Annotated in this window: 16 protein-coding genes; 8 read left to right on the top strand and 8 right to left on the bottom strand. The window is 64.8% G+C overall.

Going from position 1 to position 13,790, the window contains the following annotated elements; genetic code table 11:
- Window positions 1–288: 288 nt before the first annotated feature.
- From MU553_RS11920 to MU553_RS11910, 3 genes are all read right to left on the bottom strand, one after another.
- A complete protein-coding gene (locus MU553_RS11920) occupies window positions 289–687 on the bottom strand; it encodes an OsmC family protein (RefSeq protein ID WP_247378135.1) in 399 nt (132 codons plus the stop codon).
- 121 nt (window positions 688–808) lie between these two features.
- The gene (locus tag MU553_RS11915) at window positions 809–1,531 is read right to left on the bottom strand and encodes a metal-dependent hydrolase (protein WP_247378133.1); all 723 of its coding nucleotides are present in this window, start codon (window positions 1,529–1,531) and stop codon (window positions 809–811) included.
- A 66-nt stretch (window positions 1,532–1,597) separates the two neighbouring features.
- Complete coding sequence (locus MU553_RS11910; protein WP_247378130.1) at window positions 1,598–1,846, bottom strand: hypothetical protein; 249 nt, start codon at window positions 1,844–1,846, stop codon at window positions 1,598–1,600.
- A 63-nt stretch (window positions 1,847–1,909) separates the two neighbouring features.
- Between MU553_RS11910 and MU553_RS11905 the strand changes: the two genes are divergently transcribed.
- Together MU553_RS11905 and MU553_RS11900 are read left to right on the top strand one after the other, a co-directional pair.
- Entirely contained in the window at window positions 1,910–2,683 is a 774-nt protein-coding gene (locus MU553_RS11905; RefSeq protein ID WP_247378127.1) for a fumarylacetoacetate hydrolase family protein, read from the top strand.
- 226 nt (window positions 2,684–2,909) lie between these two features.
- A complete protein-coding gene (locus MU553_RS11900; protein ID WP_247378124.1) occupies window positions 2,910–4,565 on the top strand; it encodes a GMC family oxidoreductase in 1,656 nt (551 codons plus the stop codon).
- A 24-nt stretch (window positions 4,566–4,589) separates the two neighbouring features.
- Here the strand turns inward: MU553_RS11900 and MU553_RS11895 are convergent, their stop codons facing one another.
- Window positions 4,590–5,048, bottom strand: a complete 459-nt coding sequence (locus tag MU553_RS11895; RefSeq protein ID WP_247378122.1) for a CopD family protein — start codon at window positions 5,046–5,048, stop codon at window positions 4,590–4,592.
- Window positions 5,049–5,149: 101 nt separating this feature from the next.
- Here MU553_RS11895 and hisC point away from each other — a divergent pair, with 101 nt between their 5' ends.
- The 4 genes from hisC (at window position 5,150) to MU553_RS11875 (ending at window position 7,969) form a co-directional block, all read left to right on the top strand.
- Window positions 5,150–6,223, top strand: coding sequence for a histidinol-phosphate transaminase (hisC, locus tag MU553_RS11890; RefSeq protein WP_247378120.1), 1,074 nt, complete (start codon window positions 5,150–5,152; stop codon window positions 6,221–6,223).
- A complete protein-coding gene (locus MU553_RS11885) occupies window positions 6,220–6,726 on the top strand; it encodes an adenylate kinase family protein (protein WP_247378118.1) in 507 nt (168 codons plus the stop codon). The genes hisC and MU553_RS11885 overlap by 4 nt, the downstream gene beginning before the upstream one ends.
- Window positions 6,723–7,331 carry a CDP-alcohol phosphatidyltransferase family protein gene (locus tag MU553_RS11880; RefSeq protein ID WP_247378115.1) on the top strand — a complete coding sequence of 203 codons (609 nt, stop codon included), beginning with the start codon at window positions 6,723–6,725 and terminating at the stop codon, window positions 7,329–7,331. Before MU553_RS11885 ends, MU553_RS11880 begins: the two co-directional genes overlap by 4 nt.
- Window positions 7,332–7,399: 68 nt before the next feature.
- Window positions 7,400–7,969: a multiprotein bridging factor aMBF1 gene (locus MU553_RS11875; protein WP_247378113.1), complete on the top strand. Its 570-nt coding sequence runs from the start codon at window positions 7,400–7,402 to the stop codon at window positions 7,967–7,969.
- Between the two features lie 13 nt (window positions 7,970–7,982).
- Here MU553_RS11875 and MU553_RS11870 read toward each other — a convergent pair whose 3' ends face one another.
- Complete coding sequence (locus MU553_RS11870; protein WP_247378112.1) at window positions 7,983–8,552, bottom strand: response regulator; 570 nt, start codon at window positions 8,550–8,552, stop codon at window positions 7,983–7,985.
- 106 nt (window positions 8,553–8,658) lie between these two features.
- On the opposite strand from MU553_RS11870, the gene tpiA reads away from it, so the two are divergent.
- On the top strand, window positions 8,659–9,306 hold the full coding sequence (gene tpiA / locus MU553_RS11865; RefSeq protein WP_247378110.1) for a triose-phosphate isomerase: 648 nt from the start codon (window positions 8,659–8,661) through the stop codon (window positions 9,304–9,306).
- Window positions 9,307–9,369: 63 nt separating this feature from the next.
- On the opposite strand, the gene MU553_RS11860 is transcribed toward tpiA, so the two are convergent.
- Entirely contained in the window at window positions 9,370–9,651 is a 282-nt protein-coding gene (locus tag MU553_RS11860) for a hypothetical protein (RefSeq protein WP_247378107.1), read from the bottom strand.
- Between the two features lie 4 nt (window positions 9,652–9,655).
- Window positions 9,656–11,686, bottom strand: a complete 2,031-nt coding sequence (locus MU553_RS11855; RefSeq protein WP_247378106.1) for a helicase HerA domain-containing protein — start codon at window positions 11,684–11,686, stop codon at window positions 9,656–9,658.
- 146 nt (window positions 11,687–11,832) lie between these two features.
- Between MU553_RS11855 and MU553_RS11850 the strand changes: the two genes are divergently transcribed.
- Complete coding sequence (locus MU553_RS11850; protein ID WP_247378103.1) at window positions 11,833–12,186, top strand: hypothetical protein; 354 nt, start codon at window positions 11,833–11,835, stop codon at window positions 12,184–12,186.
- A 1-nt stretch (window position 12,187) separates the two neighbouring features.
- Here MU553_RS11850 and dinB read toward each other — a convergent pair whose 3' ends face one another.
- Window positions 12,188–13,462, bottom strand: coding sequence for a DNA polymerase IV (dinB, locus tag MU553_RS11845; RefSeq protein ID WP_247378100.1), 1,275 nt, complete (start codon window positions 13,460–13,462; stop codon window positions 12,188–12,190).
- Window positions 13,463–13,790 lie beyond the last annotated feature (328 nt).

Raw genomic sequence — 13,790 nt, 5'->3', positions numbered from 1 at the left:
TAACGGCTCCCGGTGTATCAGCGTTTTCGAGAAAGCGTCCGTTTCGACTTCGGCGGACGATACGACGCGTGCCACCCCCAGTGGCGCGGGTCCCCACCCATGATGTGAATCGTCCGTCGGGGCAGTGCCCCATCGAAGCCGACGGCCGTATCTGCCTCGGTCCAGGTCCATCCCCCGACCAAGGCTGCACCTATCTGTAGCGGACTGTCTACAGTCATACTTCTCCCGGGCATGAACGGGGGTTTATAACAAATTGTCATTCGGAATCCGGTGCGGGTCGGAGTCGCCTCAGAACGCACCGGATTCGACCGTCACGTCTGCGTGGAGGTCCTGGCGGAGTGCGGCGTGTACGTGGCAGATGTCCTCGGCGTTGTCGAGCAGGTCGTCGATCTCGTCGTCGGATAACTCGGCTTCGACGAGCATGGTGAACGAAACGTCCGTCAAGTCGTCTTCGTCGTCGAGGTTTGCCTCGGCTTCGGTCTGGATCTGTCCGAGATCGTCGTAGTCGTTGCGCATCGCGCCGGCGCGGAACGCGAAGGTGAAACAGGAGGCGTAATCCGCGACCAGGACTTCGTTCGGCGACGGGGCCGTCCGGCCCTGTGCGTCGATGTCGAGCGCGTACTCGCCGAGGTGGTTCTCGGCGGTGAACGTCTCGTCGTTCGTGGTCGTGGTCTCGATGTCTGGCATCCCTCTGTACGAGGGTCTGCACGGAGCTAAACGATGGGCAAGCGGAAAACGGAGGCGGCTATCTCAGACTGTTCGGTGACCGACGCAAGTGGGACCACGAGAACGGGGGGGTCCTCGATGGCTACAGTTCGGAGAGGTCGACGGTCTCGTCGCCGTCGAGCACGTGCACGTCGGCGTCGCTCCCCGTGCCCGTGACTTCGCGTTCGAAGTCGTCGACGTCGATTTCGATGGGCGGGAACGTGTCGTAGTGCATAGGGAACGCGTGGTCGACGTCGAGCCAGTCGACGGCGATGGCGGCCTGCATCGGTCCCATGGTGAAGTGGTCGCCGACCGGCAGTGCGGCGGCGTCGGGTTCGAGGTACGGACCGATGACCTCACGCATCTCTGTCATCAGGCCGGTGTCGCCCGCGTGGTAGAAGGTCGTGGTCTCTTCGTCCGCGACCTGCGTCGGCACGGTGTCGCTGATGACGAAGCCAGCGGGCATGCCGGCGTCGTACTCGTAGCCGGTGTTGATCCCGTTCGTGTGATCGGCGCGGTGCATCGTCACGAACGCGTCGCCGCACTCGACGGTTCCGCCGAGGTTCATTCCGATGGTGTCGTCGGCGCCGTGTTCGTCCTCGATGAATCCGGTCAGCTCCGGCGTCCCGACGACCGTCGCGTCGGAAAACGCGCCGGCGTCTGCGATGTGGTCGGCGTGCCCGTGCGTCAACAGCAGGAAATCGGGCTCGTCGACGTCGCTGGCGTCGAGTGACGTGTGCGGATTATCGAAAAACGGGTCGATGAGCAGGTCTGTCTCCCCAACGGTGACGTGCCACGTCGAATGGCCGTGCCAAGTGAGCTCCATGACAGGTAGAGGTTCGAGTGTCGGCCACTTAATGGTGGAGGCAGAGGCAGACACGACCGCTGTGCCTCATCCGTTGATGAGCTGGTAGGCACCGCCGACCAGGACGGCGACGAGGCCGGCACCGAGCGTGAAGCCGCTGACTGATTCGTCTGTCGAAACGGTCGTCGTTTCGTGCCCGCCGCCGCCATCGCTTCCGTGAGCAGTCTCGTTTTCGGCCGTCTCGGCTGCACCGACCGCGACGCCCGTCGCCGCGAGACACGCCGTGAGCACGACGCCGAGCAGTAGGAGGCGACTTACGAGTCCGATTTCGTCCATGTTGAGACGGTAATACGTGGGCGCTTGTAAACGCTTATCAGTCGCCGCTGTGATTCGCGGGACATGAAGCGCGTTCGCTTTCGGGACTCAGCTGGGAACGTAAGGGGTGGCCGCTGGACCGTCGAGGACGGTGAAGAACTCGTGACAGCGGCGGCGGGCCCGTACGGACGCATCTCCTTCGGCGACGAGACGTTCTCGCCGGACGAGGTCGAAATCCTCCCGCCCTGTGAACCCACCAAGATCGTCTGCGTCGGACTCAACTACGCCGACCACGCCGACGAGCAGGGCAAAGACGTCCCAGATCGGCCGCTCCTGTTCCTCAAGCCGCCGAACACGGTGACGAGTCACGGCAAGCGCGTGACGCTCCCGAAGGACAAGGCACGGATCGACTTCGAGGCCGAACTCGGCGTCGTCATCGGCGAACAGGCCCGGAACGTGAAAGCCGAAAACGCAGAAGACGTCATCGCCGGCTACACCTGCGTGAACGACCTCTCCAACCGCGACGATCAAGAAGTCGAGCAAAACTGGGTCCGAGGCAAGGCGTTCGACGGCGCCGCACCCATCGGTCCGCTCGTCGCCACGCCGGAGCACCTCAAAGACGACGCGACGATCGAGAGCCGAGTCAACGGCGAAGTGAAACAGCAGTCCTCCATCGATCAGTTCATCTTCTCCGTCCCGGAACTCATCGAGGAGATCACGGAGTTCATGACGCTCGAACCCGGCGACGTCATCTCGACCGGCACGCCCGCGGGCGTCGGCCCGCTCGCCGACGGTGACGAAGTCGAGATCGAAATCGAAGGGGTCGGAACCCTGCGCCACACCGTCCACATTCCCTGACGGGAAACGATACGCCCAGAACACCGAGATTCGTGTTATTCTGGGGCCTCTCGTGAAATCACCACAGTCCTCTGGATGACAAGCCATAAGTTTAGGCTCGCCTAATCCATGATGTCATGGCGATGGCTCGTCGGACCGGGATCACGGCTGACGCAGGCGTGAGCCCTGAGCAATCGCAAACTTGCGACGCCGATCCCACCGGCAATAGTCGGGGGGAAGCCGACTGATGAGTCCCGACGAGTCCACTGCAGTCGACCGGACGCCGAGCGACCGCGCGGACGTCTGTGTCGTCGGTGCCGGTCCAGCCGGCGCCCTCGTCGCCCATCGGCTCGCCAGCCGCGGCTATGCAGTGGTCGTCCTGGAAGCGGGGCCGCGATTCGAGTTCGAGTCTCGTGATGAGCGGATGGAGCGGGCAATTCGACCGGGACACGACGAGCGGTCAGTGTGGGACATGGGCGGCGAACGCGACCGGTTTACGTCGAGTGGGTCGTGGTTCTACCCCCTCAATCACGCCCGCGTCAAGGGGGTCGGCGGGTCGACGTTGCACTGGCAGGGAATGGTGATGCGCCACCACGAATCGGATTTCGAGCGCCGAACTCGCGACGGCGTGGCGGCCGACTGGCCCATCGACTACGGTGACCTCCAGTCGTACTACGCTGACGCGGAGTCGGAACTGGGCGTCGCTGGCGCATCTGACAACCCGTTTGCACCGCCGCGGGAGGAACCGTATCCACTCCCCGCGTTCGAGCCGTCCTACAGCGACTCGCTGTTCGCCGAAGCCTGTGAACGACTTGGCGTGACCATGCACTCGGTGCCGAACGCGCGCAACTCGGAGGGCTACGACGGCCGCTCACCGTGCGTCGGCTACGGGACTTGCAAACCGGTCTGTCCCTCCGGCGCGAAGTACAGCGCCGACGTCCACGTCGAGAAAGCCGAGGCCGAAGGGGCGCGTGTCATCGACCGCGCGCCCGTTCAGCGACTCGTCACCGGCGACTCGGGCGAGCGCGTCGACGCCGCCGTCTACGCCACGCCCGACGGGACCGAACACCGCCAGGAGGCCCGCGAGTTCGTGCTCGCGTGTGGCGGCATCGAGACGCCGCGACTGCTCTTGCTCTCGGAGTCGTCCGACCATCCCGACGGCCTCGCGAACAGCAGCGGGGCGGTCGGCCGCTACTTCATGGAACACCTGTTCGCCGGTGCCGGCGGCGTGCTCGACCGCCGAACCCGTCAGAACCACGTCGGCTTCCTCACGAGCGAGTGCCACCAGTTCTACGAGAACCCGGGGCAGCCCACCAGCGGGACCGAGAGCGGCATCCCCGGTCGCGACGCGGACCTCGGACCCATCAAGCTCGAATTTCTCAACTACGCCGGGCCGTCACCGGTCGAGATGGCGCTCGACGCGACCGAGTGGGGCGACGATCTGCTCGGCCAGTTACAGGGTGCCTACGGGAACCACGTGGCGATGGGGGGACTTGTAGGGCAGCTCCCGCGGAAAGAAAACCGAATCACGCTGGACGCGTCGACGACGGACGATCACGGGAATCCCGTCCCGGAGATCCAGTGGTCGGTCGACGCCCGGACGAAACGAACCATCGAGCGCGCCAACGAGATACAGCGGGCCATCCTCACGGAACTCGGCGTCGAGGACGTGAGCGTCATCGGACCCGATGCGACCGGCCCGGCGTATCACCACATGGGAACGACCCGGATGGGCACTGATCCCGCAGGGAGCGTCGTGAACCCCCAGTTACGGACGCACGACGTGACGAACCTCTCGATCGCATCGAGCAGCGTGTTCGTCACGAGCGGGGCGATGAACCCGACGCTGACCATCGCAGCGCTCGCGCTGAAGTGTGCAGATCACGTGGCAGAGCGTCTATAAGGGTAAAAGGTGGAAGGCGGCCTGTCAGGCGTACGGAAGGCCGATGAGCAGCCCCGCGACGAGGAGCAGAGCGAGCGCGACGACCGTCGCACCGAGGAAGAACGGCCGGCTCTTCTCTGCCGGCGTTCGGACTTTCCGTTCGCGCAGTCCAGCGCTAATCTTCTTCGTCCCGACCTCGACGAGGCCGGCCATGATCAGCCACAGGGCGAGCATGGTGAGGACGAGGTGGCCTCTCGGCGGTTCGAGCAGCGTCTCGACCGTGTACAACTGGGCTGCGAGATGGCCACCGGTGAGGAACATGATCAGCGCGGACAGCCGCGAGAGGGTCAGGAGGCGACTCGTGATGTCGGCGAACGGGTCGGTGTCGATGTTGCCCGCCCGCGCGACCGGGATGACGCCGTAGGTCATGAAGATGACGGCGCCGGTCCAGATGGCGGCGAACAGCATATGGATCACGAACCCGATTGTCACGTCGATTGCCATACCAGAGTGCTGGTACCTCCGGGTCTTGAATGTGGTGAGTTTCGCTCGCGCGAATCGTCAGTATAAGCACGCTTAAGAGCCGTGGTCCGCTTTCCCCATCCATGGAACCACGGGACCTCTCCGCCCACAGCGTCTACCGTGCCGGCCGGGGGATCGAAGAGGTCGCCCGCGATCTCGGACTCGACCCTGACGACCTCGTGAAACTCTCTTCGAACGAGAACGTCCTCGGTCCGAGCCCCGCGGCGACCGCCGTCATCCGCGAGTACGCCGACAAGGTCCACATCTATCCGAAGAGCTCACACACGGACCTGATCGAGCGGCTCGCCGACGACTGGAACCTTACCCCCGAACAGGTCTGGCTGGCCAACGGCGGCGACGGCGTCCTCGACTGCCTCTGTCGGGCGATGCTCCGCCCGGACGAACGCATCCTCGCCCCGAAGCCCGGTTTCGCGTACTACGCGATGAGTTCGCGCTATCACCACGGCGGCGCCTCGGAGTACGACCTCGACAAGGACGACGACTTCGAGCAGACCGCCGCGAACGTCCTCGACGCGTACGACGGCGAGCGCATCGTCGTCGTCACCAGCCCACACAATCCGTCGGGTTCGGAGATGCCCCTCGACGAAGTCGAGACGCTCGCCGAGGAGACAGACGACCAGACGCTGGTGCTCGTCGACGAGGCGTACGGGGAGTTCTCCGAGTCGCCGAGCGCCGTCTCACTCGTTCGCGAGCGCGACGACGTCGCGGTCCTGCGGACGTTCTCGAAAGCGTACGGACTGGCCGGGATGCGCCTCGGGTACGGGCTCGTGCCCGAGGACTGGGCCGACGCGTACGCCCGCGTCCACACGCCGTTCGACACCGGCGAGCTCACCTGCCGGGCCGGACTCGCGGCGCTCGACGACGAGGAGCACTTAGAACAGACTCGCGCCATGGTGACGGACGCTCGCGAGTACCTTTACGAGAACCTCGACGCCCGAACCTGGAAGAGCGCCGGCAACTTCGTGCTCGCCGACGTCGGTGACGGGGAAGCCGTCACGGACGCCGCGCAGCGCGAGGGCATCATCGTCCGCGACTGCTCGTCGTTCGGTCTCCCGGAGTGCATCCGCATCACCTGCGGGACCCAATCGCAGATGGAACGAGCCGTCGCGGTCATAAACGAGGTGATGGACGGATGAGAGTCGCTGTGACGGGGACGCCCGGAACGGGAAAGACGACGGCGACCGACCTCGTCGAGTCGGACCTCGACGTGATTCACCTCAACGAGGTCATCAAATCGGAAGACCTGAGTTTGCGGGAGGACGCCGAGCGTGACACGCTCGTCGCGGACATGGACGCCGTCGAGGAGTGGCTCGGTGACCGGGACGGCGTCATCGTCGATTCGCACCTGGCACACCACCTGCCTGTCGACAAAGTCGTCGTGCTGCGCTGTCAGCCCGAGGAACTGGAAGGGCGACTCACCGAGCGCGGCGAGTCCGAGGCGAAGGCCGAGGAGAACGCCGAGAGCGAGGCGCTCGACATCGTGCTCTCGGAAGCCGTCGAAAATCACGGGCTGGAGGCAGTGTACGAGATCGACGCGACCGATCGGTCCCCCGAAGCCGTGGCGCGCGAGATCGAGCGCGTCCTCGCGGACGAGCGCGAACCGAGCGCCGGCGAAGTCTCGTTCATCGACTACCTATGACGCTGGACAGACTGCGCCCGCTGGCCGACAGAGTGCTCACCCCGTTCGTCAACGCCTCGGCACGCATCGGACTGACGCCCGACGCCGTCAGCGTCCTGGCGTTCGGACTGGCCGCTGCCGCAGGTGGTGCGTTCTATCTGGGGCCGACGGACAGACTCTGGTACGTGATAGGGGCGCTGCTCGTGTTCCTGAACGGCTGGCTCGACTTGCTGGACGGTGCGTTGGCCCGTCGTCTCGGGACCGACTCCAAGGCCGGCGACCTGCTCGATCACGTCCTCGACCGGTACGCGGACATCGTGATGCTCGTCGGGCTGGCGGCCGGTATCGACCGCTACCCGCTGGGTCTGGCGGCGATCACGGGCGTGCTGATGACGTCGTATCTCGGCACCCAGTCCCAGGCGGTCGGTCTCGACCGCGTGTACGGCGGGTTGCTCGGCCGCGCGGATCGCCTGGCGCTCATGGGCTTCGCTGGGCTCGCCGCCGCGGTTGTGACCGAACCAGTCTTCGAGTTGACCCTCGTCGGCTGGTTGCTGGCCGTGTTCGCGGTGGTCGGTCACTTCACTGCCCTCCAGCGGTTCGTCGGTGCGTTCCGCGCGCTCTCGTGAGGGCGGATCGGACCCGACCGCGTGTTGCTTGGCGTACGATTTATACGCGGTCGTAGTCAAGGAGTTGTATGGTCCAGTGTGAGATGTGCGGAGCCGAGACGTCCTCGCCGAACACGGTGAAGGTCGAAGGCGCAGAACTCGACGTGTGTGACGACTGTGCCGACTTCGGCACCGAAGTCCGGACCCAGCAGAGTTCGAGCTCGTCGACGAAGTACTCGACGAGCAGCTCCAGCGGGAGTTCGGGCGGGTCCGCGTCGAGTTCGTCGTCGAGTAGCGCAGGTTCAGGATCGCCGTCGAGCAGTTCGACCGGGAGTTCGAGCGGTGGCGGCGGTCGCCGCGACATGTTCGACGAGCTCGACGAGGTCGCCCAGGACTACGACGAGCGGATTCGCCAGGCCCGCGAAGCGGCCGGCCTCAGCCAGAAGGAGTTCGCCAACCAGCTCAACGAGAAAGCCAGCCTCATCCGGAAGCTCGAGCAGGGCGACACCCTCCCGAGCGACAAGGTCCAGCAGAAAGTCGAGAAGGCGCTCGACATCGACCTCACCGAGGCAGGCGCCAGCAGCGAGGACACCGACTGGAGTAGCGGGTCGTCCGGCGGAACGATGACGCTCGGCGACAAGGTACAGCGAAAGGACTGACGGGAGAGTCCCGTCAGATGTGTCTTTGGAGGTCCTCGAACTCGAGGTCCTCCGTGATGTCGTCGAGTTGCGCTTCGAGGGCTTCGATCTCGGATTCGAGTCGGTCGAAGCGGGCGCTCTCGGCGAGTTCTGCGGCACTCTTCTCGACTTTGAGGACGTTCCGCGTGAGTCGCTTCGAGGTGAGTTGCTGGTGTTTCTCGCTGTACGCGGAGAGCTTGAGCAGCCGTTCGACGACTTCGAGGAGGTCGTCGCGGGAGACGGGTTTGACGAGGTACTCGTCACAGCCCATGTCGATGATGTCGAAGCCGGGGTTGACTGCGGTGACCATGGCGACGCGGCAGTCGCACGCCCCGTCGTTGATGGTCGCCAGCACCTTGTCCCCCGAAACGTCTGGCATCCGTCGGTCGAGGAGTGCGACGTCGACGCTGACGGATTCGTCGTCGAGGAGCTCGATGGCCTCCTCGCCCCCGTAGGCGGTCACGACGTCGTAGTCTTCGGCGAGGTAATCCGTGTAGAGGTCAGCGAGATGCTGTTCGTCGTCGGCGACGAGTACTGTCGGCAGTTCCGATGACCTCGGGGACACGTTTATCAGCGAGGGATTTCTCACGACACTTAATAAATCAGCCGGATGACTCGACGGTTCGAACCCGTCTCGCAACCTATTTGGCCGCGCCGCTCCGTCTCCCGCTATGTTCGTCCTTGTCAACCTGAAAGCGTATCCCTGCGACCCCGTCGAGGTCGCAACGGCCGCACACGAGGTAAGTGAGTCGACTGGCGTTCGGATCGCCATCGCCCCGCAGGCGACCCAGCTGTCGGCCGTCGCCGAGACCGGCGTCGAGACCTGGGCACAGCACGTCAGCCCCGTCGAACACGGCAGCCACACCGGCTCGACGCTGGCCGAAGCAGCCGCCGACGCCGGCGCTGTCGGAACGTTGCTCAACCACTCGGAGAACCGCCTGAAGCTCGCCGACATCGACGCCAGCCTGACCGCGGCCGAGCGGACGGGACTGGAGACGATCGTCTGTGCGAACAATCCCGACCAGATCGGCGCTGCCGCAGCGCTCGGACCGGACGCGGTCGCCGTGGAACCCCCGGAACTCATCGGCACCGGCACGCCGGTCAGCAAGGCCGACCCGGACGTCGTCCGCGACGCAGTCGACGCGGCAGCGGCCGTCGACGACTCCGTCGACGTGCTCTGTGGCGCCGGCATCTCGACGGGCGAAGACCTGGACGCCGCCGGCGACCTCGGTGCGGAGGGCGTGCTCCTGGCCAGCGGCGTCGCGAAGGCAGAGGATCCGAAGGAAGCACTCGAAGACCTCGTCGAGCCGATCGCCTGAACGGGGCCAGCCGACGTTACCGTCGCGTAGTACCAGGAGACCGCGGAGAACCAGACCGTCTCGTCACCACGACATCGCGGCTTCGAACCGAATGTTCGTCGGTTGTTTCTGCCGACGCCACTGCTCGCTGGTGACGTACTGCACGTACTCGATCACGTCCAGCGCTGGCTCGTCCGACGTGCCTTTCACGCCGACGACCTCGCGAACGTAGACCTTCGCGTCGTCGGGCCACTGCTCGGTCGGGTCAACGACGTCCAGTCCCTGCTCGTCAGTTGCCGTCGCGTCGGCGACGTCGTGGAGATATCCTCGGTTCGGTCGGTCGTCTGCACTGGTGTTTTCGATCATGTGTTCAGTCTCGGAGTGGTTCTTCGGTCGCCTCGACGAGCGCGTCGAGTTCGCTGTCGTCGGCGTGGCCCGGATACTCCTCTTCGATTAGATCTCGAAGATGGTAGTCGTAGTGGCCGCGCCCGACGTGTTCGATGAAGCCGTGCGTTCTGAGCGTCCGGTTGTGTGCGTAGGCGTTCGTCCGGTCGCCGTCGCCACCGCCGGCGAAGTGGGCGTCGAGCGGTTTGGCCGGCCCTTCCTGCCGGTAGTACCGGAGCATCCGACGCGTCTTCTGGGGCATCGCCTCGATGGCCGAGCGGAGGTGCTCGACGAGTTCACTCCCGGCCTGCGGAAGTTCCTCGGCGCTCGTGACTACAGTGGCCGTGTCGTCCGTGTTCTCGATGATTTCCCCGTCGTCGTTGCCGAGTGCCGCCATCGCTGCCGCCACGTCTTCGTCGTTCGACTGTCCGTCGCCGTTCGTCGCTGCCGTCGACGCCGCACCGTCCGTCGCGACTGGTCCTTCGATGACGACGCCGTCGTCGACAGGCGTGTCCGGCACTGGACCGGCGTCGTCGACATCCGTGGTCGCTGGCTCTGACGCCTCCGTGGGTTCGTCAGTAGGCTCCTTCTCACCGTCTCCGGCGTCGGAATCAGCGCCTTCTCCGTCTTCCTCGGCTGCTGTCCCAGCGTCGTCGGTCTCGTCGGCTGTCGGGTCGGCAGCCTCAGCTACATCCGTTTCTGACGATTCGTCGACGGCTTCCTCGTCTGTTTCCGCGTTCGACGCTCCGGCGGCTGCGACAGCCGTGTCCGGTTCCGAGGCATCGGACTCCGCAGATTCCGACGCCTGAGACGATGACTCGTCTTTCTGATCGTGATCCGCCGTCGCTGCGTCGAGACTCTGCTGGGCGGGGTGGTCGCCAGGGCCCGCTTCCGCAGTGCCCTGCGCGTTCTGGTACTGGCGCTCTTTGCGCATCCGCCGTTGTTCCGTGCGGCCTGGATTGGCTCCTTTGACCGTGCCGACGAGCGCGTCGACGAACTGGTCGGCCATCCGGCTCATGTCCCGCGCGTCTTGCAACTCTTTCTCCAGCTCGGCGATGCGCGAGTTCTTCTTGTTCAGTTCCTCCCGGAGTTCGGCGATCTTGTCTTCCGTTTGCTGTTTCTCCTCGCTGATCTCCTGGAGTTCAGAGACGAGGTCGGAGTTGACCGACTTCAGGTCCGGCCGGTCGACGTCCTCCAGGCCGGGCGTCGCGCCGGCGTCGAACGTTTGCTTGCGGTGGAACTGGACGCGCCGGACCGACTCGGACCAGTCGGTCATCATGAACGCCTCGCCGTCGTTCAGATCCTCGACGGCGTCGGAGTACTCCGAGTCGAGGATGCGGCTGACCACTTTCGTGTCGTTGTTCCAGGTCAGCCGGTGCCAGACCAGCCAGTCACACTGGGTGATGAAGTCCTTCTTCACGTCGGCCGGTCGCTGACTGATGCCCACGATGCCGAGGCCGTGTTTGCGTCCACGCTTGCCGATCTTGATGAGCATCTTTCCGACCTCGCCGACGGAGCCTTTCTCGGGAATCCACTCGTGGCACTCCTCGACGAGCATCAGGAACGGCTGTTTGTGCTTTTTCTCCTTGGCGAACAGCTGTTTGGACACTTCCGTCAGCAGTTCTTCGGCTTCGTCCTCGTCTAAGAACGAGGACACGTCGAGAATGATGGGGACGTTCTGTTCGAGCGCGAGCGACGCGATCTTGCCGGCGTGCTCGACGGTGACCTGAATGTCGCACTCCTCGTCGGCGCCGACGTGGAGGATCTCGTACTCCTCTTTCAGGCCGTAGTACTCGCCGTCGATGTCGACGATGAGGATGCCGAAGCCGCTGTCGAGGAGTTTCTCGGCGACGACGCTCGCAGTGTTCGACTTGCCCGACCCGCTCTTGCCCGTGATGAAGCCGCGGCCGGTCAGTATCTCGACCACCGGCAGGTCGACGGACTGGTCGGGCTGGTCGCCCAGTGGCGGGCCATCACTCAACTCCGCGACCGTGATCGTCTTCTGGTCGTCTCCCATCGGTCACCGGATTCTAGAAGCTCCCCTTACATAATCGTCAGTCAGCCATACGTCAGACACCGGGCTTGTGCGTCCTGAAATCGGCCGAACCGCTATAGGGATGGACGCGAAACGTCTGGGGTATCCCCGGAGCGGACCGCCAGCACATGCGACGCTACGACACCATCGTCGAGGACGAAACCGTGTACATCGACACGAGCGACGGCCGGCTCGAGGTGGGGACGGTAGACCGGGTGATCGACGTCGTCGGCGGCCACGCCTGGACGATCGACTACTCCGAGTGGGACCACACGCAGTACGATGATCTGGACACCAGCGATCAGGGCCTCGTCGTCGACGTCGTCGACATGATGCGCGCGATGACCCACAGCGAGTCCTTCGTCGAGACGCTCCGGGCACATCCGGCCGAGTCACCGGCCGACACCGACGGCGCACTCTCACCGCGGCTCGGACTCTTCGTCGGGAAACTGCTGGAGAACCTCGAAAACGGACTCGACTGACCTACCCGAAATCGCCGAGCGACGTCTGTCCCGACGGGTCCTCGTCAGCCTCGTCGGTCGCCGTCTGACCCGGGGTAAACTCGTTCAACGAACGGTTCTCACGCGGCGTGGCCTCTCGCGCCGTGGCGTTCTCGAACCCGTCCAGACTCGCCTGCTCGTTGTCCGCGAACTCCAGGTTCGAGACGCGGACGCCCACCTTCCTGACGCGCTCCCCCTGAAATTCAGTCAACAGGTCCAGTGCGACCTCTTCGACCAGGTCCGGCTCTTCGATCGGTCCGGGGAGCGAATCCGCCCGCGTGTGGATGTCGAACGGCGGGGTCACCACTTTGATCCCGATCGTCTGATAGAGCGCGCCCTTTCGGGACGCTCGCTCGGCGACGTCGTCCGCCAGGGCTCGCACCCGGTCCGCCACCGCTTCGGGGTCGTCGGTGGCCGAGGTGAACGCCGACTCTCTGGAGAGGCTCTTGGGTTTGCCGACCGGCTCGACCGAGCGATCGTCCTCACCGCGGGCGTACTTCCAGATCTCCCGCCCTCGCTCGCCGAACGTCTCCGAAACCCGATCCGGGTCCGCCGCGGCGAGATCGCCGGCCGTTTCGATGTCCATCGACCGGAGTTCGCGGGCGGTGACGGGGCCGACGTTGTGGACCTCCTCGACGTCGAGGGGCGCGAGAAAGTCGCGCACCTCCCCGGGTTCGACGACGACCAGGCCGTCCGGTTTGTCGTGGTCGCTCGCGATCTTGGCCGCGCTCATCGTCGGTGCGACGCCGATGCTCGCCTCGACGCCGACTTCCTCGCGAATCCGCGCTTTGAGGTCCGAAGCGAACGACTCGACTTCGTCCCAGGCCACGGTTTCAGTGACGTCGAGGTACGCCTCGTCGATGCTGACCTCCCGAACGGTGTCGGCCGTGTCGTGGAGAATCTCCTTTACGTCTGCGGCGACGGACTGGTAGAAATCCATGTCGACCGGGCGGTAGAAACCGGCCTCGTCGACGTCGATCTCGGGATCGTCCGCTGCGGTGACTTTGCGAGGGAGCAGTTCGAGCGCTTTCGAGATCGCCATCGCGCTCTCGACGCCGAACTCGCGGGCTTCGTAGCTGGCAGTTGCGACCGCGCCGTGGGTCTCGCCGGCCTCGAATCCCATGCCGACGACCAGCGGTTCCCCTTCCAGGGCGGGCTCTTTCAGCCGTTCACAGGCTGCGTAGAAACAGTCCATGTCGACGTGACAGACCGTCTGCTCACGGTCACTCGGCTCGGTCCCCGGCAACCGCTCGTCCATGACCGCGGCTTCGGACCCCCACTACCTGAACGTTATCGTCCGCTGTCGAGCAACGCGCCCGGATTCATGATGCCTGCGGAGTCCAGCGACTCCTCCGGGAGAGACATGGGTGACCCGGCAGGAGAGAAAGCCATTAAGCACCCATCGTCAATTAGCTAATTGCAGGCGGTAAGCCCCCTTCCTCAAGGAGCAACGCAGGGGGCGAAGCGACCGAGTAGCGCAGTAGGGAGGGGATACACCGCCGTCATCGTCTCTCTCACACGTTCTTGTTGCTGGCCCACAGGCCTACGCTCCGATACACTTATGTTGAAACAATGTCTAAACTTTG

This window comes from Halorientalis brevis, assembly GCF_023077655.1.
The sequence above is the reverse complement of the archived record's forward strand: the minus strand, read 5'-3'. Positions and strand labels throughout refer to the sequence as shown.

Coding starts and splice junctions, on each gene's coding strand:
- MU553_RS11910 (WP_247378130.1), bottom strand. CDS start 1,846: ATGGACGAAATCGGACTCGTAAGTCGCCTCCTACTGCTCGGCGTCGTG.
- MU553_RS11875 (WP_247378113.1), top strand. CDS start 7,400: ATGGTCCAGTGTGAGATGTGCGGAGCCGAGACGTCCTCGCCGAACACG.
- hisC (WP_247378120.1), top strand. CDS start 5,150: ATGGAACCACGGGACCTCTCCGCCCACAGCGTCTACCGTGCCGGCCGG.
- MU553_RS11920 (WP_247378135.1), bottom strand. CDS start 687: ATGCCAGACATCGAGACCACGACCACGAACGACGAGACGTTCACCGCC.
- MU553_RS11850 (WP_247378103.1), top strand. CDS start 11,833: ATGCGACGCTACGACACCATCGTCGAGGACGAAACCGTGTACATCGAC.
- dinB (WP_247378100.1), bottom strand. CDS start 13,462: ATGGACGAGCGGTTGCCGGGGACCGAGCCGAGTGACCGTGAGCAGACG.
- MU553_RS11885 (WP_247378118.1), top strand. CDS start 6,220: ATGAGAGTCGCTGTGACGGGGACGCCCGGAACGGGAAAGACGACGGCG.
- MU553_RS11895 (WP_247378122.1), bottom strand. CDS start 5,048: ATGGCAATCGACGTGACAATCGGGTTCGTGATCCATATGCTGTTCGCC.
- MU553_RS11860 (WP_247378107.1), bottom strand. CDS start 9,651: ATGATCGAAAACACCAGTGCAGACGACCGACCGAACCGAGGATATCTC.
- MU553_RS11900 (WP_247378124.1), top strand. CDS start 2,910: ATGAGTCCCGACGAGTCCACTGCAGTCGACCGGACGCCGAGCGACCGC.
- MU553_RS11880 (WP_247378115.1), top strand. CDS start 6,723: ATGACGCTGGACAGACTGCGCCCGCTGGCCGACAGAGTGCTCACCCCG.
- MU553_RS11855 (WP_247378106.1), bottom strand. CDS start 11,686: ATGGGAGACGACCAGAAGACGATCACGGTCGCGGAGTTGAGTGATGGC.
- tpiA (WP_247378110.1), top strand. CDS start 8,659: ATGTTCGTCCTTGTCAACCTGAAAGCGTATCCCTGCGACCCCGTCGAG.
- MU553_RS11905 (WP_247378127.1), top strand. CDS start 1,910: ATGAAGCGCGTTCGCTTTCGGGACTCAGCTGGGAACGTAAGGGGTGGC.
- MU553_RS11915 (WP_247378133.1), bottom strand. CDS start 1,531: ATGGAGCTCACTTGGCACGGCCATTCGACGTGGCACGTCACCGTTGGG.